Here is a 25,279-nt window from a genome sequence, read left to right as displayed (position 1 = left end):
GTGGGTGTTGACGTTTCCGTTTCCGTGGCGGCGCAGGCTCGCCAGGACGGGGCGTTGTTCGGGGTGCTGACCCGCCTCTTCGTCGAGAGCGTGGAGCGGTTCTACGAAGAGCGCGCCGCGCGCCGAGGCGCGTGCGGCGCGGTCAATAGCGGCGCGGTGACCGTCGTGCAACGCACGTCCGGCGACATGCGGCTCAATCCGCATCTGCACGTGGTCTTCTTCGACTGGGCTTATCACGAAGACGGCACCGAGATCGTGTGGAACGGACTCGGTCATCTTCCAACTCGCGCGGTCGGTCAGGTCATCGAGCACGCCGTCGGGCGGATGCTCCGTTACTCCCGGCGGCACGGGCATCTCGAGCGCGAGCACGACGTCGAGGAGGACGACGAGCCCGAGGCAGCGCTCTGCGCCTCCGCCGTCTCGGGACGAGAGCCGCGCCACACGTCGTCGCCCCGCAATGGCTCCGCGGGCTCTCGGCAGATCTCACGGGCTCCTGCACGGCGACGTTGACCAAGCCGATCGCCTACTACGCGTCGCAAGCCAGCGGTGACAGCAGCGGCCCCCCCAGCCGACCAGCGGTCGCGTCAAACAAGCCGAGTTCGCGAAGGTCAACGGCTGCATGGAGGAGCCGTCGGCGACCACCTTCCCGGCAGCTGGCCAGCCCCACACGTGTACCGAGTACAAGGGCTGCTCCGCAGGTCACCCGACCAAGTACTGCGTGTTCGACGGCCCGCACGGCTGGGAGCCGAAGGACCCCGGGCAATCGACGAGCTGGAACGCCCCCGAGGCGTGGAAATTCATCACGCAATTCTGATTTCGAGTCGAGGACCGCGTCGGGCGCAACGACGATGGGGGAGGCGGTCGCCGGGCGACGCCGTCAAAGCTCGCAGTTGGCGGCGGAGTCGTTTCAGTTGACAACGCCGTAGCCTTCGGCATTACCATCCTCCGGCATGAAGCCGATCACATCTTGGCCGGTCGTGGCCGGGCTCGTCGTCATCGCTCTCGGCTGCAGCGGCGGCAGCGCGGGCGCCGGCGGAGCGGGCGAAGCGGGCGGCGGCGCAGGCGGAACGAGCGACGGCGGCGGCACGGCCAGCGCTGCCGCGGGCACCGGCGGAACGACCTCTGCGGCCGGCACCGGAACGACCGCTGCGGCCGGCACCGGTGGATCGCTCGCGGGAACGGGCGGTGGCGGGGATGGCGGCGGCGCGGCGGCCGGCGGTAGCGGCGGCGACTCGGGCGCGCAGGGTGGCGCCGGCGGCAGCGCGGGCTCGACCTATCGGCCCTGCCCGACCGACGGTACGGCATGCAAGATCATGCCGTTCGGCGACTCTATCACCGACGGATACAACGGGGACACGCCGGGCGGCTATCGCGTCGAGCTGTTCCGGCTAGCGCACGCGGCGGGCAAGAACATCACGTTCGTCGGTTCGGGATCGAACGGACCGAACACCGTCGGCGGCGTGGCGTTCCCGCACAACCACGAGGGCCACAGCGGCTGGACGATCGCCCCCGCCGGCGGAAGGAGCGGCATCTCGACGCTGGTGTCGACCGTCATGCCGCAATACAAGCCCGACATCGTGCTCTTGATGATTGGAACCAACGACGCGATCGACAATTACGACATGCCCAACGCCCCCGAACGTCTGGGCGCGTTGATTGACAGCATCTACGCGCAGCTCCCCGATGTTCTCATCGTGGTGGCCGCGCCCGTCCCGTCGCGCGGCGATGCGAGCAAGGGCGACGACACCGCGCTCAGCGCGCGCATCAAGACCTACGACGACGCCATTCCGGCGGTGGTGAAGGCCCGCGCGGACGCAGGCCGACACATCATCTCCGTCGACATGTACACGCCCTTCAATCCGAACAAGGCCACGTTGCTCGAAGATCAGTGGCACCCCAACCTCCAGGGCTACGTGCTGCTGGGCGAGCAGTGGTACGCGGCGTTGCAGCCTCTGCTCTGACGGCGCGGTCGCTCAAGGGAGGCGCGCGGAGCCTGACGCCCGGCGCGGCATGTGCAGGCTCGATGTCCTCGGGTGCCCAACTTGCAAGGGGCGGATGAAGCTCGTCGCCCTGGTGACCGAGCCAAGGAACATCGCCCGCGGCGAGGGAGGCGCCGCGCCTTCGAGGCCGCGGGATGCGCGATGGCGGGCGGCGTCTGCCTGCCGGCGGGCAGCTGCGTGCCGGAAGGGGGCACGGTCGCGTCCGGAGGGACGGGCGGCCGCCGGTTCGACGATGGTCCCGCGGAGTGCTGGCTCGCAATTTCGAGCGTGCCCGCGCCGCCGGACCGGCAGCCTTCTACCCGCGCGGGAAAATGACGGCCACGCGCGCCCGCACCGCGCTGCGCGACCGAGAGAATCGGGAGATCCGGCTCGTCCACCGCGTGGCGCCGGCGGTGATCTGGTAACGTTTCGAGCATGCGGCTCACGGCGTGGATCGGTTGCGCCTGGTGGGCGCTCGGGTGCGTGGCGTGCGGCGGCTCGTCGAGCGACGGCGACCCCCCGGGCGCTGGCGGCGGTGCAGCCACGGGCACCGCGACTACCGCGACCGGCGGCGCCGCCGCGACCTCCGGAGTCGGTAACTCTGCGGGCGGCGCGAACGGCGCGGGCGGCGCGGGCGGCGCGAACGGCGCGGGCGGCGCGAACGGCGCGGGCGGCGCGGGCGGCGCGCCGCGCGAGTTGCACGTGGACACGAGCTCGCCCGAGCTCAGCGAGATCCGGTTCAAGCCCAGCGAGCTCGATCCAGAGGTCTCCGACCGCGACCTGGAGCAGGTGGCGCTCCTCGACACTCGGGTCGCGCGGTTCGCGGGCAAGCTCGTCGTCACGCTGTCGGGGAGCAGCCAGCCTCCCGGCCCGCTCGACCTCACCCGCTTCGTCGCCGCGCGCGGCTTTCACGCGTTCGCGGTCGCCTACAAGAACGACTACAACATCGTTCAAAATGATCCGGACACGTTCGGCGACGCGCGGCTTGAGGCGTTCGACGGTCAGGACCACACCGCGCTCATCGAGGTGGCAAGGGCCGACAGCATCGAAGCGCGGCTGGCGAGGGCGCTCGCGCACCTGAAAGAGGTCCACCCGCGAGGCGACTGGGGCTACTTCCTCGAAGACGACGGGAGCCCGCGCTGGTCGGTCATCATCTTCAGCGGCCACTCGCACGGCGCGAGCTCGGCCGCCCGCATCGGCAAGGTCGTCCGGCTCGACCGGGTGGTGTCGCTGGCCGGGCCGCGCGACACGAACCCGGTGAGCGCCATCTGGCTCTCGGAGCCGTCGGCGACGCCCGTGGATCGCATGTTCGGATTGACCGGCGAGCGCGATGAGCAGCACCCGGATCACCTCAAGGCGTTCGACCTCATCGACCTGCCCGGCGAGCTCGTCGAGGTGGACGTCCCGGGCGCGGCGCCGCCGTACGGCGGGTCGCACCGGCTCGCGCTCAAGGACGGCGACCACGGAGCCGCCGGCAATTGCGCCGCGCACGTCGCCGTCTGCGAGACGATGTTCGGCTTGCCGCTGCCGTGATGTCGCGCTCCCCGTCGAGTGAGGCTGCCGCGAGGACCCGTTAGCGCTCGCCGGCCCATGCACTCCGCTGCTCAGTCAAGAGCCGCGCGGCGCCGACGATCCCGACGCTACGCGCGCGTCAGCGCGACGACGAACTCCAAGAAGGCGCGAACCTTGGCCGACATGAGCTGTGCGGCAGGGCAAGATACGCGGTTCACCAGACTTTACCGTGAACCGCTCGTCGCAATCTGGACTTTGCGTGGCGTGGACCCGCGCGGCGTCGGTCGACATCAATAGCTGTCCGTAACGAAGCGAGCGGTTGGAAGCGAATCTCGTCCAAACGCAGCGGAATTTTCGAACGCCTCGCGTCATCCTTCTTTTTACTTGATCGGTTAGTCGCAGCAGCTCCACAGTTGCAGGTATGCGTATCGCTTCCTTCAGCGTGCTCGCGTTCACATTGGCCTGCTCCAGCTCGCCAGACGAGCCCGGCGGCTCGGGAGGCGCAGGGGGCGCCGCCGCGGGCGCCCCGGGCACGAGCGGCACTGGCGGCGTCGCCCAACCAAACGGAGGCGCGACGAGCGCCGGCGGCGATGCGACGAATGGCGGCGCAACGACAGGAGGAGCCGCGATGGGCGGAGCGTCGACGGGCGGCGAGCCAGCCGGCGGCTCCTCGGGAAGCGCGGGCACAGCGAGCGGCGGAGCGTCGGCAGGAGCTGGCGAAGCGAGCGGCGGAGCCGGCGGGGCGAGCGGCGGAGCCGGCGGGGCGAGCGGCGGAACCGGCGGCGGCGAGGCCTGCGTCAAGAACCTCGCCTGCAAGCTGGACCCACCGCCGAGCACCGGCGACCTCGCGCAAGACTGCGTCGATCGCATCAACCAGTTCCTCACGCAGTGCGCTTGCCTGCCGGCGCTCAAGCGCCGCAAAGACGGCGAAGCCTGCGCCAACGAGATGGCGAAATACGACGCCGATCACAACATGGCTCACGCCGGCATCCGAGCAAAAATCTGTGAGCCCGGCGGCTCGCAAAACTCCTGTCCTGGCTACTCCTCCAACAAGCAAGTCATCGGCCTGTGCATGCAACAGATGTGGGACGAAGGCCCGCCACCCACCGCAGACTGCACCGGCGACTGCTACGAAATGCACGGCCACTTCATCAACATGACCGACGACTCCGTCACCCAAGTCGCCTGCGGCTTCTACACGACGAGCAGCGGCAAAGTCTGGGCCGTCCAAAACTTCACGCGCTGAGAGCGCGGGTGGGCCCCGCGCTCGAGATCGAGGGCGGCGTCCTGCCCCGCGACGGGTTGGTGCCGATCGGCGCCTTCTCCAGGGGCCTGTACTTCATGGCCTCCGACGGCGCGATCCTCGCCGACGAGGCGTGGTGGAGCGCTTCGTCTTCGCGGATTCGTGGCGCATCTTTCTGGAGCGGTTCGCCCTGGGGCTCGAGGCTCCGGACGTGATCCCGGGGTGGCCGGCCCGCCACTGCGCGAGCCTCTCCGAGGACGTGGGCAAGGCGCTGGCGCAGGCCCTTGGCGTCCGCGCGCGCCCGAGCTCAGCGACCGGACGCAGTCGTTCTGGACCAGCGACGACCTGGTGATCTGGTCGACGCCCGCCTACCTCGAGTTCTGCGTGTCCCCCTGTACCCTCTACGCGGACGAACCTGCCTGCCCCGATGTACTGGGCACATCGCGTCAGCGCCCCCTCGCCGGAGGGCAGCGCCGTCACTGCATCGTCAACGTGACGAGCTCCTTCGACGGGGCCTGAATCCGCCGCACCTTCACCTCCTGGTCGGTCACGGAGAGCACGTGATCGCCGGTCACGAAGCTGCGCTTCACCGCGGAGGACGCGCTCGACCACCAGGCGCCGCAGAACGCCTGCCCCTGCGCCACGCGGCCGAGCGGCTGGAAGCCGCGCTGCGCGCTCGCCCGGTAGAGCAGGAGACCCGAGAACTGCGCGGTGCCGTGCTGGGGCCCCTGCCCGCCCTCGCAGATCGTCATCGGCAGACTCAAGAGCTCCTTGGGCGCGAAGTAGGTGAAGGCGAGGTGATTGGTGAGCGCCTCGGAGCTCGATCCGCGCGTGCCGATCACCGCGCGATGGAGGAGCCGCGGCTCGCTCGGCGTTCGCACGTCGAAGATCTGGAGGAGCACGCCCTGGAAATAGGCGAATTCGCCCTGATCCTCGGCGTCGTACCCGATCGTGAGCAGGTGCTCCGGGTCCATCAGGTGCATGTAGGTCGAGAATCCAGGGATCTTGAGCTCGGCGAGGACCCGCGGCGCGGTCGGCTGCGACAGGTCGAGCGCGAACAGGGGATCGGTCTTCTTGAACGTGACCACGAACCCCCGCGCGCCGTCGAAGCGCACCGAGCGGATGTCCTCGCTCGGCGCGAGGCGATCGAGCACGCCGACCGTGGCGAGCTCGGCTCGCTGGCGGCGCAGCACGCTCACGAGGCTGCGGGCCGCCGGGTCCGGGGCGCGGCCGACCGTGGTGGCGACGCGCAGGTGGCCCTCGTGCTCGTCCATGGAGAACTGGTTCAGCAGGCGGCCACGCACCACGCCGCTCGCCGCGTAGGTCGAGGCGCCCCCGGCGAGGTCGAAGGCGTGGATCAGCGTGTCGCCGGTGTGCGCCCAGTCGGGGTAGAGCTCGCGCCTCGCGAGCTGCGGGACGGCCAGGTAGAGCGCGCCCTTCGAGGCGTACGTGAAGCCCGGCTGGGTCTGCACCATCTCCCGGTGGAACCCGCTGGAGGCGCCGAGATCGAGGCTGATGATCGAGGTGAAGCCCGCGGCGTCCGCCCCCGGCGCGAGGTGGATCCGGCACGCGCCGGCGCCAGGCTGCCCCGCCTCCCGCGCGCTCGGCAGGAACACCGCGGGATCCGCCGCGAGGATGGCGCGCCGGTTCTCCTCTCGGAGCCGCGCGAACTCCCGCTCTGCGTCCTCGGGCCCGGCGAGCGGCCTCTCCGGCGCGAAGCGCAGCCCAGGCGGCCCGATCCGGTCGTCGTGGACCACCGTGTGCACGGCGTCGCCGATGCGCCGGGCCGCGATGAAGGAGCCCGAGACGTCGATCGCGCGCAGCGTCTTCGGGGCGCCTAGCTGGGAGACGTCGAGCACGGTGATGCGCGTCGCGGCGCCATCGCCGCTCGGCACGCAGTCGTAGCCGTACGTGCACTCGGGGGTGGCGGCGCGCCCCGCGGGCGGGGCCATGGACGAGTACACGACGAGGCGATCGCCGGCGGCGAACAGCTTGCGCGCGGGGCCGTCGAGCGTGACCTCGCCGACCGCGCGCGCCCTCGCGGGCGCGGCGACGTCGAAGATGCGCAGCTTCGTCCCGCTGAGCGTGTAGAGGCGCGGGCCGTCGAGCTTCACGAAATCGGGCTCGTCCACCCCCGGCACCTGCACGTTGGTGCCGGACTGGCGCACGACCGACCCTTTTTCGGAGACGAAGACCAGGCGCGGAGGCGTGCACTGGAACAGCAGGTACTCGCGGCGCGCCGCCTCGATCCGATGGTCCGCGGCGCGGAGCGCGACCTCGCGCAGGCGCGGCGCGTGCTCCGCGCAGCCGCGGGTGGACGGCGCCACCCCGACGCCCGCCGGCCTGTCGACCCGCGGCGGCGGCACCGGCGCCTCGAGCTGCGCCAGGAGCTCAGGGCTGCACTGCCAGTTCGGCGGCCGGTCGCCGGGGCCGAAATCTCGCCGGGGAGCGACCGGCCGTGGCTGCGGCGGCGGGCCGCTCGCGACCGCCGCAGGGGTCGCGCTCGCGCTCGTCGCGGGCGCGACCGCGCCGCGCTCCGCGACCCGCGCGCCGCAGGCCGCGGCGGCCACCCCGCTCCCCGCGAGGATCGCCGCGCCGGCGAGCCGCCATGTCCTCCCGTCCACCGTCGCGCCACCTCTCGCCATACCCGCCTCCCGCGACGTCCACCACGCCGCCCGATGCGGCTCGCGAGCATACTCCGGTGCTGGCCAGCTGCTCCCTGCGCAGCAGCGTTGCGCCGCGGCGCTCGGCCCCGAGCCCTCGCGCGCGGCTTCTGGCCCTGGTACGCCGCGTGCACGCCCATGCCAGCCGCCACGCCGCCATTGCCTCCACCGAGAGCCGGGAGACGCGAAGCATGGGCCATCCGACCATCTACCCCACCGGGGTCACCCTCTATGACCCCGAACGAAGCTGGAACGGCTACACGATCTTCCAGGCCGCGGGCCTCGGCGCGCTCCTCATCGACATGAACGGTCGCGAGGTGCAGCTCTGGAAAGGGCTGCACGGGTTCCCCAACAAGCTCCTGCCCGGGGGACAGGTGTTCGGCAGCACCGGCGAGCGCAACCCGAAGCACGGCACGCAGGACCAGATCGACCTCGTGCAGGTCGACTGGGAAGGCAACGTGGTGTGGCGCTTCGACCGCCTCGAGCACATCCACGATCCCGGCGAGGCGCCCCGCTGGTTCGCGCGCCAGCACCACGATTTCCAGCGGCAAGGCAATCCGGTCGGGTATTACGCGCCCGGCCAGGAGCCGCTGCTCGATCGGGGGAGCACGTTCCTGCTCGTGCACGAGAACGTGCAGAATTACGCGATCTCCGAGCACCCGCTGCTCGACGACAAGATCGTCGAGGTGGACTGGAAGGGGAACATCGTCTGGCAGTGGCGCGCCCACGAGCACATCGAGGAGCTGGGCTTCGACGAGGCGGCGCGCGCCGCCCTGCGCCGCGATCCAAACCTGCGCGCGCCCGGCGCGGGCGCCATCGGCGCGAGCGCCGCGGCCGGAGGGGTCGGCGACTGGCTGCACATCAACTCGATGTCGCTGCTCGGGCCGAACCGGTGGTACGACGCGGGCGACGAGCGGTTCCACCCGGACAACCTGATCTGGGACGCGCGCGAGGCGAACCTCATCGCGATCGTCGACAAGAAGACGGGGCGGATCGTGTGGAAGCTCGGCCCGCGGTACGACGGCAGCGACGCCGAGCGCCGCCTCGGCTGGATCATCGGCCAGCACCACGCCCACCTCATCCCGCGCGGGCTGCCCGGCGAGGGCAACCTCCTCGTCTTCGACAACGGCGGATGGGCCGGCTACGGCGCCCCGAGCCCCGGCGCGCCGAAGGGCCTCAAGACCGCCCTGCGCGACCACTCGCGGGTGCTCGAGATCGACCCCACCACGCTGGAGATCCGGTGGCAGTACACGCCCAGGGAAGCGGGCTTCGTGATGCCCCTCGACGCGTCGCGCTTCTACAGCCCCTTCATCAGCAGCGCCCAGCGGCTGCCCAACGGCAACACGCTGATCACCGAGGGCTCCGACGGCCGCATCTTCGAGGTCACCCCGGGGCACGAGATCGTCTGGGAGTACATCAGCCCTTACTGGCGCAAACCGCCGCTCAGCCTCAACCTGGTTTACCGCGCCTACCGCGCGCCGTACACGTGGGTGCCCCAGCTGCCCGCGCCCCGGCAGAAGCCGGTGCCGCGGCTCGACGTCGCCACCTTCCGCGTCCCGGGCGCGGCGCCCCTCGGCCGGGACCGGGTGGTGGAGCTCCAGGGCGACCAGGGCTATGCCGCCGAGGGCGACTTCTGCGTCGCGCCCGCCGCGGGGAGCGGCGCGACGCGCCCCTGAGCCGGCCGTGATAGAAGGGCGCGATGGCGTCCTTGAAGCCTCGTCCGGCGCCGGGGCCCGCGCCCGACGAACGCGCCCGAGCGCTGCGCGACCGCGTGACGGTGGGGCTCGTCACGGCCCTCCCCAAGGAGCTCGCGGCGGCGAAGGCGATGCTGGACGGCCCCGTCGAGCACTCGGCCGGGGGCGAAGGCGCGGGCCGGGACTACGTGCTCGGGGAGGTCCCGGCGAAGGGCGGCGGCGCGCACGCGGTCGCGCTGGTGAGCACGGGCATGGGCAACAACCTCGCGTCGGTCCGGGTGACGCAGATGCTCGAGCACTTCCCGCAGATCCGCAGCGTGGTGATGGTCGGGATCGCCGGCGGGGTGCCGCACCCGGACAGGCCCGCCGAGCACGTGCGCCTCGGCGACGTCGTCGTCGTCGATCGGCGCGGGGTGGTGCAATACGACTTCGACAAGGAGACCGCCCGCGGCAAGACCCCCCGCCCCTCGCCGAGGGCGCCGGGCGCGTGGCTCCTCGAGGGCGTCGACGCGCTCGAGGTCCTGGCCTACGAGCGGAAGGCGCCGTGGGTGAAGCTGATCGACCGCGGGCGCAGGCTCGTCGGCGCAAAGCGGCCTCCCGACGCGGAAGACGTGCTGCGCGATCCGCTCGACCCGTCGAAGGTCCGCCCGCACCCGGCGGATCCGCAGCGCAAGAAGGGGCAGCCGCGCGTCTTCCAGGGGCCGATCGGGTCGGGCAACACGCTGCTCAAGGACGCGCGCCGCCGCGACCAGCTCCGCGACGAGCTCGGCATCAAGGCCGTGGAGATGGAGGGCTCGGGGCTCGCCGACGCCGCGTGGCAGCACGACGTGGGGTATCTGGTGGTGCGCGGCATCTGCGACTACTGCGATGAGCAGAAGGGCGACGCATGGCAGATGTACGCGGCCATCGTCGCGGCGGCCTACGCCCGCGCGGTGCTCGAGCGGATGCGGGCGAGCCGCGCGAGCGCGACGGATCGCCCCGCCGCGGCCGACCGGGGCCCGCGGGCGCGCGACCACGGCGACCGCGGCGAGCGCCGCGAGCGCGGCCGCGCGGGGGACGACGAGCGCGACGAGCGCGACGAGGACCTCCTCGATCACGTCGTGCGCATCTGCCGGATGCGCGAGGAGGCGCGCGGCAAGCGCGTCACGATCGCCTGGAGGGAGGCCCCGCCCCCGTTCCATGCGGTCGCCGAGGTGGTCACGGCCGAGCCGCTGGGACCGGCGCTCCTGGGGCCGGCGCTGGCCTTCGCCGTGGGCGCCGTGGCGGGCCCCGTCACCCCCGCCGCGATCGAGCTCTTCCGGACCCAGGTGCACGCGCGCGCCCAGCGGCGCAGCGCCGGGACGTTCTCTCAGCTCGTCTACGACGGCCCGCCGGCGCCCGAGGCGCTGGTGCGGGAGGCGCACCGCAAGGGCGTCTGGCTGGCCAGCATCGCCGAGTACCAGGGCCTGATCCACTTCGGGCCCTACGTCGAGCGGCTGATCCACCGGCTGGAGCGCGATCCGATCTACCCGCCGAGGCTCTATGTCCCCCAGCGCGCGACGCTGGCCGCCGCCGGCGGCCCGAGGCAGGAGGTCGACCACGCGCTGGAGGCGATCGACGACCTGCTCGCCTCCCCCGCGGCCCGGTTCGTCCTGATCCTCGGCGATTTCGGGACCGGAAAGACCTTCTTGCTCCACGAGCTGGCGCGCCGCCTCGGGGCGCGGGAGGGGCCGCCGTACCCGGTGCTCATCGAGATGCGATCGCTCGAGAAGGCGCACTCGCTCGACGCGCTGGTCGCCAACCACCTCGCGCTCTCGGGCATGGAGCGGTTCGATCTGCCGAGCTTCCGGTACATGCTCGCCGAGGGCCTGATCGCGCTCCTCTTCGACGGCTTCGACGAGCTGGCGCTCCGCGTGCGCTACAGCCGCGCCGCCGACCACTTCGACACGCTGATCCAGGCGGCGCAGGGCAAGGCCAAGGTCGTGCTCACCAGCCGGACGCAGCACTTCTATTCGGACGACCAGATCCGGACCAAGCTCGGCGAGCAGGCGGAGCGGATCCCCGGCCACCGGATCGCCACGCTGACGACGTTCTCGCCGGTCCAGGTGCGCCAGTTCCTCGTCAATCTGCTCGGCAGCAGGGAGGCCGCCGACGCCCGGGTGCGGCTGCTCGACGACGTGAAGGACCTCCTGCGCCTGTCCGAGAACCCGCGCCTGCTCGGCTTCATCTCCGAGATCCCCGAGCGAGAGCTCCTCGAGGCGCGCGACCGGACCGGGAAGATCACCGCCGCCGGGCTGTACCAGAGCCTGATCGACCGGTGGTTCCGGAGCGAGGACGCGCGCGTCCACGTGCGGGGCGCGGCGGCGTCCCTGGTCGCCGAGGATCGATGGAAGGCCGTGACGACGCTCGCGCTCCGGCTCTGGTCCAAGATGGAGCCGAGCGTCCACGTGGACGAGCTCCCCGCCGAGGTGGCGAAGGCGATCGCCGACCTGAGCACGCGGCAGATCGACCTCGAGGAGGCGGTCCACGCGGTCGGCTCCGGCACGCTGCTGGTGCGCGATCCGGAGGGCAATTTCTCGTTCCTCCACGCCTCGGTGCTCGAGTGGCTCGTCGCGCGGGAGGCGGCGGCAGAGCTCGGCCGTGGCGGCGAGGCCACGGTGCTCGGCTGGCGCGAGATGTCCGACCTGATGGTCGAGCTCTTCACGGCGATGGCCGATCGCGAGGCGAGCGTGGCCTGGGCGAGGCGGGCGCTCAGCGGCACGTCGGGCGAGATCGCCAAGCGGAACGCCATCGGCGTGCTGAAGCGGCTGAACGTGGAGGCCGAGGAGCGGGTGAACCTCGCCGGCCAGGACCTGCGCGGCAAGGACCTCTCGCGCCGGAACCTCCGGGGCGCGGACCTCCGCGGCGCGGATCTGCGGGAAGCGATGCTGATCGAGACCGACCTCGGCGGCGCGTCGCTCGCCGGGGCCGCGCTTTCGCGCGCGGACCTCTCCGGGGCGCGGCTCGCGGGGGCGGACCTGGAGGGCGCCGACGCGTCGTCCGCCCGGCTCCTCCGCGCCGACCTGCGCGGCGCGCGGCTCGCGTCGGCCCGGCTCCGCTACGCCCAGCTCGTCGGCGCGCGGCTCGACGAGGGCGCGCTCGCCGGCCTGGACACGTTCGGGAGCGCGGCGCCCGGCGCCGCCGACGCCGATGTCGTCACGGCCGCGGCCGCGTCGCCGTGCATGGCGGTGGCGGTGAGCCTCGACGGGCAGCTCCTCGCCTCTGCGCACTGGAACGGACAGGTGTGGCTGTGGGACGTGGCCACCGGGGAGCCGCGCCGCGCGCTGACCGGGCATGTCGGCTCCGTCAGGAGCATCGCGTTCAGCCCCGATCGCGCCACGCTGGCCTCGTGCAGCAGCGACACGACCATCCGGCTCTGGGACGTGCCCACGGGCCGCGAGCTCCGCGTCCTGCGAGGCCACGCGGCCACGGTCACCAGCGTCGCGTTCAGCCCGGATGGCGCCACGCTGGCCTCGGTCAGCAACGACAGGACGGTCCGGCTCTGGGTCGTGGCCGCCGCGGCCGAGCCCCGGCTCCTGAGGGGTCATACGGCCATCATCAGAGGCGTCGCCTTCAGCCCGGATGGTGCCACGGTGGCCTCGGCTTCCGACGACCGGACCATCCGGCTCTGGGACGTGGCCCGGGCCACCGAGCGCCGCGCGCTGAGGGATCACGCGACCATCGCCAGGAGCGTCGCGTTCAGCCCGGATGGCACCACGCTGGCCGCGGGCGCCCACGACAGCACCGTCTGGTTGTGGGACGTGAGCTCGGGGGCAGATCCCCGCGTCCTGATGGGCCACGAGGCCTCCGTGACGAGCGTCGTCTTCGACGCCGGCGGCGGCGTCCTCGCGTCGGCCGGCAACGACAACGTCGTCCGGCTTTGGGACGTGGCCACCGGGACGCAGCGCGACGTCCTGAGGGGCCATACGGCCGCGCTCAGGAGCGTCGCCTTCAGCCCCGATGGCGCCACCGTGGTCTCGGGCTCCGCGGACAGCGGTGTCGTGTTGTGGGATGTGGCCACGGGCGCCAGGCGCCGTGTCCTTCGTGGCAACGCGCCGTCCGTCGGGAGCGTCGCCTTCAGCCCCGATGGCGCCTCGCTCGCGGCGGCCTCGGAGGAGGGCGTCATTCGCCTCTGGGACGCTGGCCTGATGGCGGCGCGCGGCGCCCTCGAAGGGCACGTAGGCCCCGTGAGGAGCATCGCCTTCAGCCCGGATGGGGCCTCGCTCGCCGGCGCCTATGCGGACGGCGCCGTGCGGCTGTGGGATGTGAAGACCCGGACCGGACAGCGCATCGTCATGAAGGACTCCCCGCTGTCGGCGAGCACCGTCACCTTCAGCCCTGACGGCGCCTTCCTGGCCTGGGGGTCGAAAGACAGCACCGTCCGGCTATGGAACGTGGCCAGAGGCCTCCAGCATGGCGTCCTGAAAGGCCACTCGTCGGCGGTCCGGAGCATCGCCTTCAGTCCGGACGGGATGTCGCTGGCGTCGGGGGCCGACGACGGGACGGTCCTGCTGTGGGACGTGAGCGCGGGGGCCGTGCGCCACGTGCTGAAATGCCGTTCGGCGCATGTCGCGAGCGTCGCCTTCGACCCGGAGAGCGCCTCGCTGGCGGCAGGCGTGGGAGACGGCGCCGTCCAGCTGTGGGACGTGGCCACGGGCGACGAGCGGCTCGTCCTTCGACGCCACACGGCGGCCGTGTCCAGCGTCGCCTTCAGCCCGGGTGGCACCTCGCTGGCCTCGGGCGCCGAGGACTGCACGGTCCGCCTCTGGGACGCGCTCACCGGGGCCGAGCGCCGCGTCCTCCTCGGCCATGCGAACGCCGTCCAGGGGATCGTCTTCAGCCCGGACGACGCCGGGCTCGCGAGCGCCTCGGACGACGGGACCGTCCGGCTCTGGGACGTGGCGACAGGCGCCTGCCGCGCGGTGCTCCTCTCGCGCGCCGAGGGCTGGGCGGCATTCACGCCCGACGGCCGCCGCTACAGGTTCGGCGGCGCGCTCGCCGGGTCGTTCTGGTACGCGATCGGCCTCTGCCGGTTCGAGCCGGGCGAGCTCGACGCGCTCCTCCCCTCGCTCCAGCGCGTCCCCGACGGCGAGCCGCTCCTCCTCCCGCCGCACCTCGCCGCCCCCGGGGGGCGCGACGCGCCCGGCGAGCGGCGCACGGGCTCGCCCCCGGGGCGGTGAACGCGCCGGCGCGCGCCTCTGCGAACATCGGATCGCGCGGCCCGCTGCTGCATCGCAGCTGCCCCGCTCGAGGCGGCGACTTAACCGGTTCACACCACGTTCGAAGGGCCGTCTCCCCTCCTCCATCCGGTCACCGGTCTGGACCCGTGGAGACAAGCTGGACCGTGGATAACCACCTACAGCAGCGCTCCGCCAGCCGCCTGCGCTCGCCGCGGCGCGGCGCCGCAGGAAAGCGACACGCCGCGCAGGACTTCGGCGAAGATGAACCGATGCCGATGGACTACCGGCTCGGGAAGGTGCTGTACGCCGGCGCGGAGACGCGGGTCGTCGCGGGCGTCGACCTGACCAGCCGGGCCGACGTCGTGCTGAAGATCCCGCGCCACGAGCTGCCGGACGATCGGGTCGTGGCGCGGCTCCGCGGCGAATACGCGCTGCTCCGCGAGCTCGGCCTCCCCGGGACCGCCCGCGCCCTCGACCTCGTGCCCTACGGCGCCGGGGTGGCCCTCGTGCTCGAGCGCTGGGGGGACGGCTCCCTCGACCTCGCCCTCGCCCGCGGGCCCCTGCCGGTCGAGGCCGCGCTGCGCCTCGGCGCGTCGCTCGCGCGCGTGCTCGGGCAGCTGCACCGCCGGGGCGTCCTCCACCGCGACGTCACGCCGCAGAACGTCCTCGTCGACGCCGAGCGCACCGAGGTCCGGCTCATCGACTTCGGCCTGGCCGCGCGGCGGGCGGCGGCCGGCGACGCCGCCGAGGCGGACGGCGCGGCCGTCGGGACGCTCGCCTACGTGGCGCCCGAGCAGACCGGCCGCATGAAGCGCGCCCCCGACGCGCGCGCGGACCTCTACGCGCTGGGCTGCACGCTCTACCAGATGCTCACGGGCAAGCTGCCCTTCGAGCAGACCGACGAGCTGTCGCTGATCCACGCGCACATCGCCCGGAGGCCGCCGCCGCCGCACGAGCGCGCGCCGGCGCTCCGGATCCCCGAGGCGGTCAGCGCCGTCGTCATGCGGCTCCTGGAGAAGAGCCCGGAGCAGCGCTACCAGACCGGCGACGGCGCGGCGCACGACCTGGAACGCGCCCTCGAGGAGCTCCGCGCGACGGGCGCGATCCGGCCGTTCGCGCTCGGCGCGCGCGACTGGGAGGACCGCCTCCGCAGGCCGTCGCGGCTCGTCGGCCGGGAGCGGGAGCAGCGGGCGCTCCGGGAGGCCCTCGCGCGCGCGCGGGGGGGCGAGACCGAGCTCGCGCTGCTCTCCGGGCCGTCCGGCGTCGGCAAATCGGCGCTCGCCGGCGCGCTGCGCGAGGAGGCGCGCCTCGCCGGCGGCCTGTTCGCGCCCGGCAAGTTCGACGCGCTCCAGCGCGGCGCCCCCTGCGCGGCGCTCGCGCAGGCCTTCCGCGCCATCGCCCGCCGCAGGCTCTCGGACAGCGCGGAGGCGCTCGAGGGCTGGGCCGCGACCTGCCGCGCCGCGCTCGGCGAGAGCGCGCGCGTCCTCGTCGACATGGCGCCGGAGCTCGCGCGCATCCTCGGCGAGCCCCCGCCGCTCCTCGAGGTGAGCCCGGCCGACGCGAAGCACCGCTTCCAGCGCGCCGTGCAGCGCTTCGTCCGGGCGACGGCGCGCGCCGAGCCCCCGCTCGTGCTGTTCATCGACGACCTCCAGTGGGCCGACGCGCCGTCGCTCGCCCTGCTCGAGGCGATCGCGACCGACCCGGAGATCGAGCACCTCCTCCTGCTCGGCGCCTGCCGCGACGGCGAGGTGGGCGAGGCGCACCCGCTGCGCGCGCTGATCGAGGCGATCCGGGCGAGCGGGCGGCGCGCCGAGGTGCACGCGCTCGGGCCGCTCGACGGCGAGGCGCTCGCCGGGATGGTCTCCGACATGCTGCCCGGCGCCGGCGACGAGGCGCAGGCCCTCTGCTCGATCGTGCGGGCGAAGACCGACGGCAGCCCGCTGTTCGTCGAGCAGCTCCTGCGGGCGCTGCACGAGCAGGGGCTGCTCTCCCGCGATCTCGCCACGGGCGCGTGGCGGTGGGAGGCGGAGCGCATCGAGCGGGTCGCGGTGACCGACAACGTCGTGGCGCTCTTGACGGCGAAGATGGGCCGCCTGCCCGAGCAGCTCCGGCGGACGCTGGCCGCGGGGGCGTGCGTGGGGGCGGGCTTCGAGGCCTCCCTGGTGAGCGCCGCCGCGGGGCTCCCGGCCGCGGCGCTGCGGAGGGCGGCCGAGGCGCTGCTCCACGAGGGGCTGCTCGTGGCCGCGGGCGAGGGCGAGGGCGAGGCGTACGCGTTCGCGCACGACCGGGTGCAGCAGGCCGCGTACGAGCAGCTCGGGCACGGCGAGCGCCTCGACCTCCACCTCGCGCTCGCGCGCGAGCTCGATCGGCGCTGGTCCGAGGGCAGCGGGGACGCCGAGCTGTTCGCGCTCCTCGACCACTACCTGCGGGCCGCGGAGCGCCTGAGCGCGCCGGCCGAGCGGCGGCGGGTGGCGGACCGCTGCCTCGCCGGCGGGCTGCGGGCGAAGGCGGCCTCGGCTTACGCCGAGGCGGCGCGGTTCCTGCGGGCGGGCCGCGATCTGCTGGGCGGCGGCGCGGCGCCGTCCGAGGAAGACGCCCACGATCTCCGCTTCGAGATCCTGCTCGCGCTCGCGGAGACCGAGTGGCTCGCCGGGCAGCCCGAGGAGGGCGAGCGGCTGTTCGCCGCGTGCCGGGAGCACGCCACGGACGCGGTCGCGCGCGGCCGCGTGGCGCTCGCGCAGGTGCCGTTGCTCACGGTCGCCGGGCGCTACCCCGAGGGCCTCGGCGTCGGGCTCGCCGCGCTCGCGGAGCTCGGCTGGTCGTTCCCGCGCGAGCCCGAGGCGCTGGCCGCGTTCTTCGCCGCCCAGGCCGCGCGCATCGCCCCCCTCATCGCGGCGATGAGCCCGGCGTCGTTCCGCGCCCTGCCCCGCTGCGCCGATCCGGTCGCCCGCGTGGCCGGCGAGCTGATCGGCGCCTCCATCACGGCGGCGGCGCTCAGCGAGCCGCCCCTCGCGGCGAGCCTGATCTTCGCGATGCCCGAGATCGCCCTCCTGCACGGGCTCTATCCGCGCGCGGCCTACGGGCTGAGCATGAGCGCGGTCGTGTTCACCGGCGTGCTCCAGGACCTGCCCCTCGGCGCCCGGTGCGTCGAGCTCGTGTACGCCGCGCAATCCGCGCAAGGCCTGCTCCTCGCCGGGGCCCTCCACACCGGAAGCCTGGCCGCCCAGCTCGTCCACCCGGACCTCGCCGCCGTCCACGAGCGCTGGCGCGACGTGCCCGAGCTCGGCGCCCGCGAGGGGGCCATCACCCACAGCGAGGTCGGCCAGGTCATCCTCCCCGCCGCGCGGATGGCCGCGGGGGCGCGGCTGTCGAGCTGTCCGATCCCCGCGAGGCCCTGGAGGGACCTCATCGCCGGCCAGAGCGCCCCGGCGTGCCGCGCCGCCCACGACCTGCTCGCCCAGGCGGGCGAGGGCGACGCGGGCGCGGCGATCCGCCGCATCGCCGCGCTCCCGGCCGGCTCGCCGATGCTGCGGGTCATCGTGCTCGGCGCCGCCGCGTTCGCCGCCGTGCACCTCGGCGAGGATCGCGAGGCGCTGCGGCTCGCCGCGGAGGCGAGCGCCGCGTGGACGGCCGGCTGGTGCAACCCGCCGGCCCTCTGGGCCCTCGAGATCGTGACGATCCTCGGCGCCGCGCCGCCGCCCGCCGCGGCGCCGGGCGCCGACGACGAGGACCGCGGCGCCCGCGCCGCCTTCGCCGCCCAGCGCGCGCGGCTCGCCCGGCTCTCGGCGTTCAACCCGGCGACCTTCCGCCACGCCCTCCTGCTCACCGAGGCCCGCGAGGCGCAGGCCGCGGGGCGGCACGAGGACGCCGAGCGCCTCTACGACGAGGCCATCGAGCACGCCCACCGGCAGGGCTTCGTCAGCGGCGAGGCCCTCGGCCTGCGCCTCGCGGGCGAGCACCTGCTCGGCCGCGGCCGCGGCCGGATGGCGCGCGCCTACCTGCGCGACGCGCACGGCGCCTACCTGCGCTGGGAGGCCGCCGGCGCCGCGGCGACCCTGCGCCGCCGGCACCCCGAGGTCTTCCCGGCGGCCGAGGCGGCCCGCGACGAGCCGGCGTGCGCCGCGGCGCACCCGGCCGGGGCGCGCGCCGCGACGACCGCGACGGGCCCCGCGAGCCGCCAAATCGACGTGGTCTCGCTGCTCAAGGCCGCCCAGGCCCTGGCCAGCGACCGCGACCCGGACTCGCTCATCGCGCGCATGATGCGGCTCCTCGCCGAGAACGCCGGCGCCGAGCGGGCCGTGCTGGTGCTCTCGCGCGGCGAGCGCCTCGTCGTCCGCGCGGAGCTCACCGTCGATCCCGAGCGGATCACGCTCCACCCCGACGAGCCGGCCCTGAGCTCGGCGCTCCTGCCCGCCAAGGTCGTGCGCTACGTGGCGCGCAGCCGCGAGCCGCTCGTGCTCGGGCGCGACGGCGGCGACGGGCGCTTCGACGACGACCCGTACCTCGAGCGCCGCGGCCCCGCCTCGCTGCTGCTCGTGCCGCTGCTCCACCAGGGGCGGCTGCTCGGCGTGATGGTGCTGGAGCACGCCGGCGTCTCGGGCGCCTTCCCCGAGGCGCGCGTCCAGGTGGTCTCGCTCCTGGCCGCGCAGGCGGCGACCGCCGTGGAGAACGCCGCCCTCTACAGCGAGCTCTCGAGCTCGCACCACCGCCTGGAGCAGCTCGTCGAGGAGCGCACCGCCGAGCTCAAGGCGGCCAAGGAGGCGGCCGACGCGGCGAGCCGCGCCAAGAGCGATTTCCTCGCGAGCATGAGCCACGAGCTGCGCACGCCGCTCAACGGCATCCTGGGCTACGCGCAGATCCTGGGGCGCCTGGACGGGCTGTCGCCCCGGCACCTGCGCGCCGTGGAGATCATCCAGTCCTCCGGAGAGCACCTGCTCACGCTGATCAACGACGTGCTCGATCTCGCCAAGATCGAGGCCGGCAAGCTGACCCTGATGCCCGACGAGGTGCATTTCCCCTCGTTCGTGCAGGCGGTGCTCGGCATCTGCCAGGTGCGCGCCGAGGCCAAGAGCCTGACGTTCCTGTTCGAGCAGGAGGGCGCCGCGCTCGGGACCGTGATCACCGACCAGAAGCGGCTCATGCAGGTCCTGCTCAACCTGCTGGGCAACGCCATCAAGTTCACCGAGAGCGGCCGCGTGGTGCTGCGCGTGACGGCGGGCGAGGCCCCTCCGGGCTCGGGCGCGGGCGCCGCGCGGCCGGTGCGCTTCCGCGTGGAGGACACGGGCCCCGGCATCGCGCCCGAGCACCTCGAGCGGATCTTCGAGCCGTTCGAGCAGGCGCCGACCGAGGGCGCGCCGGTCGAGGGGACGGGCCTCGGGCTCGCGATCTCGCGGCGGATCGTGGAGCAGATGGGCGGCGCGCTCCGGGTCGAGAGCCAGCCCGGGCAAGGCAGCGTCTTCGAGTTCGAGGTGCCGCTCGTCGACGCGAGCGCCGCGCCGGCCGCCGCCGCGCCGGAGCGCTGGGCGCGGGTGACCGGCGACGAGGGGCCCGGCCGCGCCGCGGTCGAGGCGCCGGGGCGCGCGCTGCCGCCGGCGGAGACGCTGGCCGGGCTGCTCGACCTGGTGAACCGAGGCCGGCTGAGCGGCCTGCTCCTGGAGATCGAGCGGCTCGAGCGCGATGCCGCGCACCTCCGCCCGTTCCTCGACGAGCTGCGCGGCCTGGCCAAGGGCTTTCAGGTCAACCGGCTGCGCGAGCTCCTCCGCGCCGCCGCCGGCCCCGCTCCCGCGGCGGCGCCGTCCGACAGCCGCGCCGCGCCCCGGTGAGCGCCGCGCGCGCCGTCGCACCGCGCGCCGGAGGCCGCCGCGTCACCCGCGCGCCGGAGGCCGCCGCGTCACTCGCGCGCCGGAGGCCGCCGCGTCACTCGCGCGCCGGAGGCCGCCGCGTCACTCGCGCGCCGGAGGCCGCCGCGTCACTCGCGCGCCGGAGGCCGCCGCGTCACCCGCGCGCCGGAGGCCGCCGCGTCACTCGCGCGCCGCGGGCGCCGCCGCGCGCCGCGACGGCGCGCGCGTCTTGCTCATCGCGTACGCGATGCCGTCCTGGAGCGTGCTCTGCGTCACCATCCCCGTCATCTCGGCGCCGAGCGCCACCAGCTCCTGGGCGACCTCCGGGCGGATGCCGGTGATCACGACCCGCGCGCCGAGCAGGCGCACCGCTCGAGCCGCCCGCACCAGCGTCTCGGACACGCGCGCGTCGACGCGCGACACGCCGGTGATGTCGAGGATCATGACCGCCGCCCTGCGCGCGCTCACCCCCAGCGTCGCCGCGTCGACCATGCCTTGCGCGCGCTCCTCGTCGACCACGCCGATGAGGGGCATGACCAGGATCTGGTCGTTGATCGGGATGATGGGCGTCGACAGCTCGGCCAGCCTCGCCGCCTGCGCCGCGATGATCTGCGCCTGGAGCGTCGAGCGGGCCTCCTCGAGCGACGCCCGCTCGGCGAGCTCGCGCTCGAGCCGCTCGTTCGCGCGCTGCAGCTCGCGGGTGCGCCGCTCCACCGTCTCCTCGAGCGACTCCTTGGCGCGCTCGAGCTCCGCCACCGCGCGGGCGAGCGCCTGCGTCCGCTCCTCCACCCGGCGCTCGAGATCGTCGGTCAGCCGGGCGAGGTCCGCCTGCGCGGCGGCGCGCACCTCGATCTCGTTCTCGAGCTCGGCGTTCTTCCTGGCCAGCGCGGTCAGGGCGCGCCGGAGCGACAGCTGCGTCCTCACGCGCGCGAGGAGCTCGTCGCGCTCGAACGGCTTGGTCACGTAGTCGACCGCGCCCAGGCGGAACCCACGCAGCTTGTCCGCGATCTCGGCGTGGGCGGTGGTGAAGATGACGGGGATATCGGCGGTCGCCGGGCTCGACTTCAGCCGCTCGCAGACCTCGAAGCCCGTCATGCCCGGCATGGTGACGTCGAGCAGGATGAGGTCGGGAGTCTCGTACTCCAGGCGCTCGAGCACCATGGGACCGTCGGTCGCGACGCTGACCTCGATCCCCGCGGACTCCAGCGTGCTTGAGAGCACCTCGAGGTTCACGAGAACGTCGTCTGCGATGAGCACGAGCCCTGGCGGCGGCTGCTCAGCCCGCATCCCTCCACCTCCCCTGAGCGCCTGCGCAGGAACGCGCGCGTCCCCCCCGGCGTGAGTGCGTTATCCGATCAGCCTCGTCGCTGACCTCGGCCGCATCGTCACGTACCCGGTTTCGGCTGTCAAGCGCCTTACATCACGGGCCTCACCGGCCGCAGTCTCGCCCTCGCGACGAGGGCGCGAGTCGCGCGCGCGACACGGGTGCTCGGCGGCTCATGCGTTGATGGATCCGCTGCGGGCCGGCTGACGGCTCGGGGCCCCGCCATTTGCGGCCAGGAGCGGGAGGCCGGTCGACCGGGCGAGCGCGTCGCCGTCGGGGGGCGGCGGCGCGGGCTGGGCCGCGGCGCCGGCGGGCGGGCTGGGCGCGGTGGCCACGATCGTCACCCCGGCGAGGAGCACGAGCCCCGCGGCCGCGGTGCGCGCCGACACGGCCTCACCGAGCTGGAGCCACGCGAGCAGCGCGGCCAGGGGCGGCCGGAGAAAGACGTAAATGGCCACCAGCGTCGGCGAGGCGCGGCGGAGCACCCAGGCGTTCACCGCGTAGGCCATGACCGTCGGCACGAGGACGCAGAAGGCGACGAGGAGGGCCGCCGGCAAGGACCACGAGGGCGCCTCGCGGACGAGGGCGACGCCGCCGATCGGCGCGAACATCAGTGTGCCCCAGCCGAACACCCAGGCCATGACCGTGACCGTCCCGAGGCGCTGGAGGGCCGATTTCGCGTAGATGACGTAGATGGCGGTCGAGAGGGCGTAGACGAGCGCGAACGAGTCGCCGAGCCGCGGGAGGGCGAAGCCGGTGAGCATGGCGGCCCCGAAGAGCGCGACCGCGGTGCCGGCGCCGGCGCGGCGGGAGAACGGCTCGCGGCCGGTGAGGGCGGCGATGGCGGCGGTGAAGACCGGGATCATCGCGATGAGGAGGGTGGCGGACACGGCCGAGGTGATGCGCAGGCCGACGAGGAAGAGCGCCTGGTTGCAGACGACGCCGAAGAAGGCGAGCACCGCGAGGTGGAGCGCGTCCGCGGGGCGCGCCACGCGCGGCGTCCGGAGCGACAGGTGCGCGCCGGCGAAGACCACCGCCCCGCCGAGGAAGCGCGCCATCGCCAGGGCGGTGGGCGAGACGTCGTGAGGCGGGCTCATCGCGAGCTTGCCCTCCACCGAGAGCGACGCGAACGCGAATGTCGCGAAGAAGAGCGCCGCGTGGATGCCGGCCGAGGCGCGGCGCTCTCCAGGTGGCTTGGACGGATCGCTGGTCGGCATGGACTGGCTCGCTCCCTGGCAGGGTGCGCCCATGCCGCCAGCGCGGTTGGCTCAGCCGCCCCCGGATCCAGCGCGGGACGGGCCTGCCGCGGCGCGGGTCATCTTCCCCCAGGCTGGAGAGGATGCCATGAATGCTTCGCCGGGAGACAGAAGATTCCGTCGCGAAAGCCCCGTTGACGCGGAGCACATCTCACCTTGTGGTCGCAGCGGCACCTTTCCGCCAAGGCGCGCGGCGCAGGGCGCGTGGCTTCGAGCGGGAGGCGTTCGGTTCATGAGAAGAAAAAAAACGCAAAGGCGCAAAGGCGCAAAGACGCAAAAAGGCAAAGAGATGGATGATGAAGAGAGACACAGAGGGGAAACGAAGCCCATGCCGTCTAGAGCGACAAACGGGTTGAAACCGCTCGAAAGAGCAGAAATCCGAACCGCCAAGCCGCCAAGGACGCCAAGATCTTGTTCTCCTCTTGGCGTTCTCGGCGTCCTTGGCGGTTCATTTCTGGGTCGATCGACTGCATCTTCGTTCTTCTCGCCGGTTCACCGCAGAAGGAGCGCTCACCGGGCGGCGCGGGCCGCGGGCGCCGCGCCCCGCCGTCGCCGCGGCCACGCCCGGAGGGCGGCCTGCGCGACGCGCTCCAGCTCTTCCCTCGAGGCGCCGTCGCGCGCCTGCACCGACATGCCCTGGATCACCGCGCCGTAATACTTGGCGAGCGCCGCCGCGTCGGTGTCGGCGGGGAGGTCGCCGTCCGCGATCCCCTGCTCGATGCGCCGGCGGAGCGCGGCCTCGCTGGCCGCCCGGCGCTCGCGCAGCGCGGCCTCGACCTCGGCGGACCCCGGCGTGCAGTTGGCGGCCCCGTGGACCATGAGGCACCCGAGCGGATGATCCGCCGCGCTCGAGAACGCCGCGAACTCCAGGAGCACGCGCGACACCGCGGCGCGGGCGGTCGGCTCCTCGGACAGCGCTCGCGGGACGCTCGCCCCGTACATCTCGGCATACAGCGCCACCGCCTCGAGGAACAGCTCCCTCTTGCTGCCGAACGCCGCATACAGGCTCGGCGGCGTGATCTTCATCGCGGCCGTCAGCTCGGCGAGCGACGTCGCGTCGTACCCGTGCCGCCAGAACACGCGCAGCGCCGCCTCGAGGGCGACACCGCGATCGAAGGCGCGCGGCCGGCCGCGCGCCGCCCGGGGGGACGCGTTCTTCATAGCGATCACTATAGAATGCCTTGACGGGCAGGCTCCTCCAATTTACATAGCGCTCACTATGAAATTCTTCCGTTCATCGGGTGTCGTGCTCGCCTCGGGCCTGTTGCTCTCGCTGCTGCCTGCCGCGCTGGCAGGGTGCGCGAGCCCGGCGCCGCCGGCCGCGGCCTCGGCGCCGGCCGCGGCCTCGGCGCCGGCCGAGGCGTCGGCGCCGGCCGCTCCTTCGGCGCCGCCGGCCGTGGCGGCCGCTCCTCGGGGCGACGATGCGCTCCAGCGCCGGCTCGACGCGGTGGTCGAGGCGGCCACGGCCCAGGGGCAGATCGTGGGCGCGGTCGTCGTCGTCGCGCGCGACGGCCAGGTCGTCTACCGGCGCGCCGCCGGCTTCGCCGATCGGGAGGCGCAGCGGCCGGTGCGCGAAGATACCGTGTTTCGCCTCGCGTCGATGACCAAGCCGATCGTGTCGGCGGCGGCCCTCGCGCTCGTGGACGCGGGCACGCTGGGGCTCGACGATCCGGTGACGAAATGGCTCCCCTCGTTCTCGCCGCGGCTCGCGGACGGCCGGGCCGCGACGATCACGGTGCGCCACCTGCTCACCCACACCGCGGGCCTCAATTACACCTTCATGGAGGCCCCGGACGGGCCTTATCACCGCGCGCGCGTGTCCAACGGGCTCGATCAGCCCGGCCTCTCCCTCGAGGAGAACCTCGCGCGGATCGCCAAGGCGCCGCTCCTCTTCGAGCCTGGCAAGGCGTGGCACTACTCGCTGGCCACCGACGTGCTCGGGGGCGTCGTGGCCAAGGCGGGCGGCGCCCCGCTCCCGGACGTGGTGCGCCGGCTCGTGACCGGACCGCTCGGGATGGACGCCGCGTTCACGGTCGCCGACCCGGGCCGGCTCGCGGTCCCCTACGGCGACGCGGGCGCGCGCCCGGCGCGGATGGCCGATCCGCAGATCGTGTCGTTCGGGCCGGCCAAGATCACGTATTCGCCGTCCCGCATCCTCGATCCGCGCTCGTACCCGTCGGGCGGCGCCGGCATGGTCGGCACGGCGGAGGATTACCTCAAGTTCCTCGAGGCGGTGCGCACCGGCGGCGGGAAGATCCTGCGGCCCGCGACGGTCCAGGCCATGACCTCGAACCAGACCGGTGACCTCGAGGTGCAGCAGCCGGGCGGGAAATGGGGGTTCGGCTTCGGGTTCGCGGTCCTGAAGGCGCCGGACCCGGGCACGATGCCGTCCGCCGCCGGCACGTGGCAGTGGGGCGGCGCCTACGGCAGCAATTTCTGGGTCGACCCGAGCGCCAAGCTCACGGTGGTCGTCTTGACCAACACGGCCCTGGCCGGCATGACGGGCGAGTTCCCGGACGCCGTGCGGCGCGCGGTCTACGGCCAGGCGCAGCCGTGACGCCGAGGCGCGC

13 protein-coding genes are annotated in these 25,279 nt (G+C 73.7%); 9 read left to right on the top strand and 4 right to left on the bottom strand.

Features of this window, described 5'->3' with window-relative positions:
• The 5 genes from WME83_RS05945 to WME83_RS05925 all read left to right on the top strand — a co-directional run bounded on the left by WME83_RS05945 (position 1) and on the right by WME83_RS05925 (position 4,737).
• Complete coding sequence (locus tag WME83_RS05945) at positions 1-510, top strand: hypothetical protein (protein WP_437318281.1); 510 nt, start codon at positions 1-3, stop codon at positions 508-510.
• A 109-nt stretch (positions 511-619) separates the two neighbouring features.
• Positions 620-814, top strand: coding sequence for a hypothetical protein (locus WME83_RS05940; RefSeq protein ID WP_437318280.1), 195 nt, complete (start codon positions 620-622; stop codon positions 812-814).
• Between the two features lie 136 nt (positions 815-950).
• The gene (locus WME83_RS05935; RefSeq protein ID WP_437318279.1) at positions 951-1,961 is read left to right on the top strand and encodes an SGNH/GDSL hydrolase family protein; all 1,011 of its coding nucleotides are present in this window, start codon (positions 951-953) and stop codon (positions 1,959-1,961) included.
• Positions 1,962-2,414: 453 nt separating this feature from the next.
• Positions 2,415-3,512 (top strand): BPSS1187 family protein, encoded by a 1,098-nt coding sequence (locus WME83_RS05930; RefSeq protein WP_437318278.1) that lies wholly within the window; start codon positions 2,415-2,417, stop codon positions 3,510-3,512.
• A 400-nt stretch (positions 3,513-3,912) separates the two neighbouring features.
• Entirely contained in the window at positions 3,913-4,737 is an 825-nt protein-coding gene (locus tag WME83_RS05925) for a CAP domain-containing protein (RefSeq protein ID WP_437318277.1), read from the top strand.
• A 473-nt stretch (positions 4,738-5,210) separates the two neighbouring features.
• Here WME83_RS05925 and WME83_RS05920 read toward each other — a convergent pair whose 3' ends face one another.
• On the bottom strand, positions 5,211-7,379 hold the full coding sequence (locus WME83_RS05920) for a beta-propeller domain-containing protein (RefSeq protein WP_437318276.1): 2,169 nt from the start codon (positions 7,377-7,379) through the stop codon (positions 5,211-5,213).
• Between the two features lie 209 nt (positions 7,380-7,588).
• On the opposite strand from WME83_RS05920, the gene WME83_RS05915 reads away from it, so the two are divergent.
• The 3 genes from WME83_RS05915 (at position 7,589) to WME83_RS05905 (ending at position 20,111) form a co-directional block, all read left to right on the top strand.
• Positions 7,589-9,073, top strand: a complete 1,485-nt coding sequence (locus WME83_RS05915) for an aryl-sulfate sulfotransferase (protein ID WP_437318275.1) — start codon at positions 7,589-7,591, stop codon at positions 9,071-9,073.
• Positions 9,074-9,096: 23 nt separating this feature from the next.
• Complete coding sequence (locus WME83_RS05910; RefSeq protein WP_437318274.1) at positions 9,097-14,289, top strand: phosphorylase family protein; 5,193 nt, start codon at positions 9,097-9,099, stop codon at positions 14,287-14,289.
• A 269-nt stretch (positions 14,290-14,558) separates the two neighbouring features.
• Positions 14,559-20,111, top strand: a complete 5,553-nt coding sequence (locus WME83_RS05905) for an AAA family ATPase (protein WP_437318273.1) — start codon at positions 14,559-14,561, stop codon at positions 20,109-20,111.
• A 198-nt stretch (positions 20,112-20,309) separates the two neighbouring features.
• On the opposite strand, the gene WME83_RS05900 is transcribed toward WME83_RS05905, so the two are convergent.
• From WME83_RS05900 to WME83_RS05890, 3 genes are all read right to left on the bottom strand, one after another.
• The gene (locus WME83_RS05900) at positions 20,310-21,416 is read right to left on the bottom strand and encodes a response regulator (protein ID WP_437318272.1); all 1,107 of its coding nucleotides are present in this window, start codon (positions 21,414-21,416) and stop codon (positions 20,310-20,312) included.
• Positions 21,417-21,626: 210 nt separating this feature from the next.
• Positions 21,627-22,670: a DMT family transporter gene (locus tag WME83_RS05895; protein WP_437318271.1), complete on the bottom strand. Its 1,044-nt coding sequence runs from the start codon at positions 22,668-22,670 to the stop codon at positions 21,627-21,629.
• 549 nt (positions 22,671-23,219) lie between these two features.
• Positions 23,220-23,870, bottom strand: coding sequence for a TetR/AcrR family transcriptional regulator (locus WME83_RS05890; RefSeq protein ID WP_437318270.1), 651 nt, complete (start codon positions 23,868-23,870; stop codon positions 23,220-23,222).
• Between the two features lie 58 nt (positions 23,871-23,928).
• Between WME83_RS05890 and WME83_RS05885 the strand changes: the two genes are divergently transcribed.
• Positions 23,929-25,266 (top strand): serine hydrolase domain-containing protein, encoded by a 1,338-nt coding sequence (locus tag WME83_RS05885; protein WP_437318269.1) that lies wholly within the window; start codon positions 23,929-23,931, stop codon positions 25,264-25,266.
• Positions 25,267-25,279 lie beyond the last annotated feature (13 nt).

The sequence above is a fragment of the Sorangium sp. So ce385 genome (assembly GCF_051474135.1).
Classification (GTDB): domain Bacteria; phylum Myxococcota_A; class Polyangia; order Polyangiales; family Polyangiaceae; genus Sorangium; species Sorangium cellulosum_D.
Note: the sequence above shows the minus strand (reverse complement) of the source record. Positions and strands in the feature narration are given on the sequence as shown.

Excerpts from the sequence above, each read along its gene's own strand:
- WME83_RS05940 (WP_437318280.1), top strand. The coding sequence starts at position 620 with ATGGAGGAGCCGTCGGCGACCACCTTCCCGGCAGCTGGCCAGCCCCAC.
- WME83_RS05935 (WP_437318279.1), top strand. The coding sequence starts at position 951 with ATGAAGCCGATCACATCTTGGCCGGTCGTGGCCGGGCTCGTCGTCATC.
- WME83_RS05930 (WP_437318278.1), top strand. The coding sequence starts at position 2,415 with ATGCGGCTCACGGCGTGGATCGGTTGCGCCTGGTGGGCGCTCGGGTGC.
- WME83_RS05925 (WP_437318277.1), top strand. The coding sequence starts at position 3,913 with ATGCGTATCGCTTCCTTCAGCGTGCTCGCGTTCACATTGGCCTGCTCC.
- WME83_RS05920 (WP_437318276.1), bottom strand. The coding sequence starts at position 7,379 with ATGGCGAGAGGTGGCGCGACGGTGGACGGGAGGACATGGCGGCTCGCC.
- WME83_RS05915 (WP_437318275.1), top strand. The coding sequence starts at position 7,589 with ATGGGCCATCCGACCATCTACCCCACCGGGGTCACCCTCTATGACCCC.
- WME83_RS05910 (WP_437318274.1), top strand. The coding sequence starts at position 9,097 with ATGGCGTCCTTGAAGCCTCGTCCGGCGCCGGGGCCCGCGCCCGACGAA.
- WME83_RS05905 (WP_437318273.1), top strand. The coding sequence starts at position 14,559 with ATGCCGATGGACTACCGGCTCGGGAAGGTGCTGTACGCCGGCGCGGAG.
- WME83_RS05900 (WP_437318272.1), bottom strand. The coding sequence starts at position 21,416 with ATGCGGGCTGAGCAGCCGCCGCCAGGGCTCGTGCTCATCGCAGACGAC.
- WME83_RS05895 (WP_437318271.1), bottom strand. The coding sequence starts at position 22,670 with ATGCCGACCAGCGATCCGTCCAAGCCACCTGGAGAGCGCCGCGCCTCG.
- WME83_RS05890 (WP_437318270.1), bottom strand. The coding sequence starts at position 23,870 with ATGAAGAACGCGTCCCCCCGGGCGGCGCGCGGCCGGCCGCGCGCCTTC.
- WME83_RS05885 (WP_437318269.1), top strand. The coding sequence starts at position 23,929 with ATGAAATTCTTCCGTTCATCGGGTGTCGTGCTCGCCTCGGGCCTGTTG.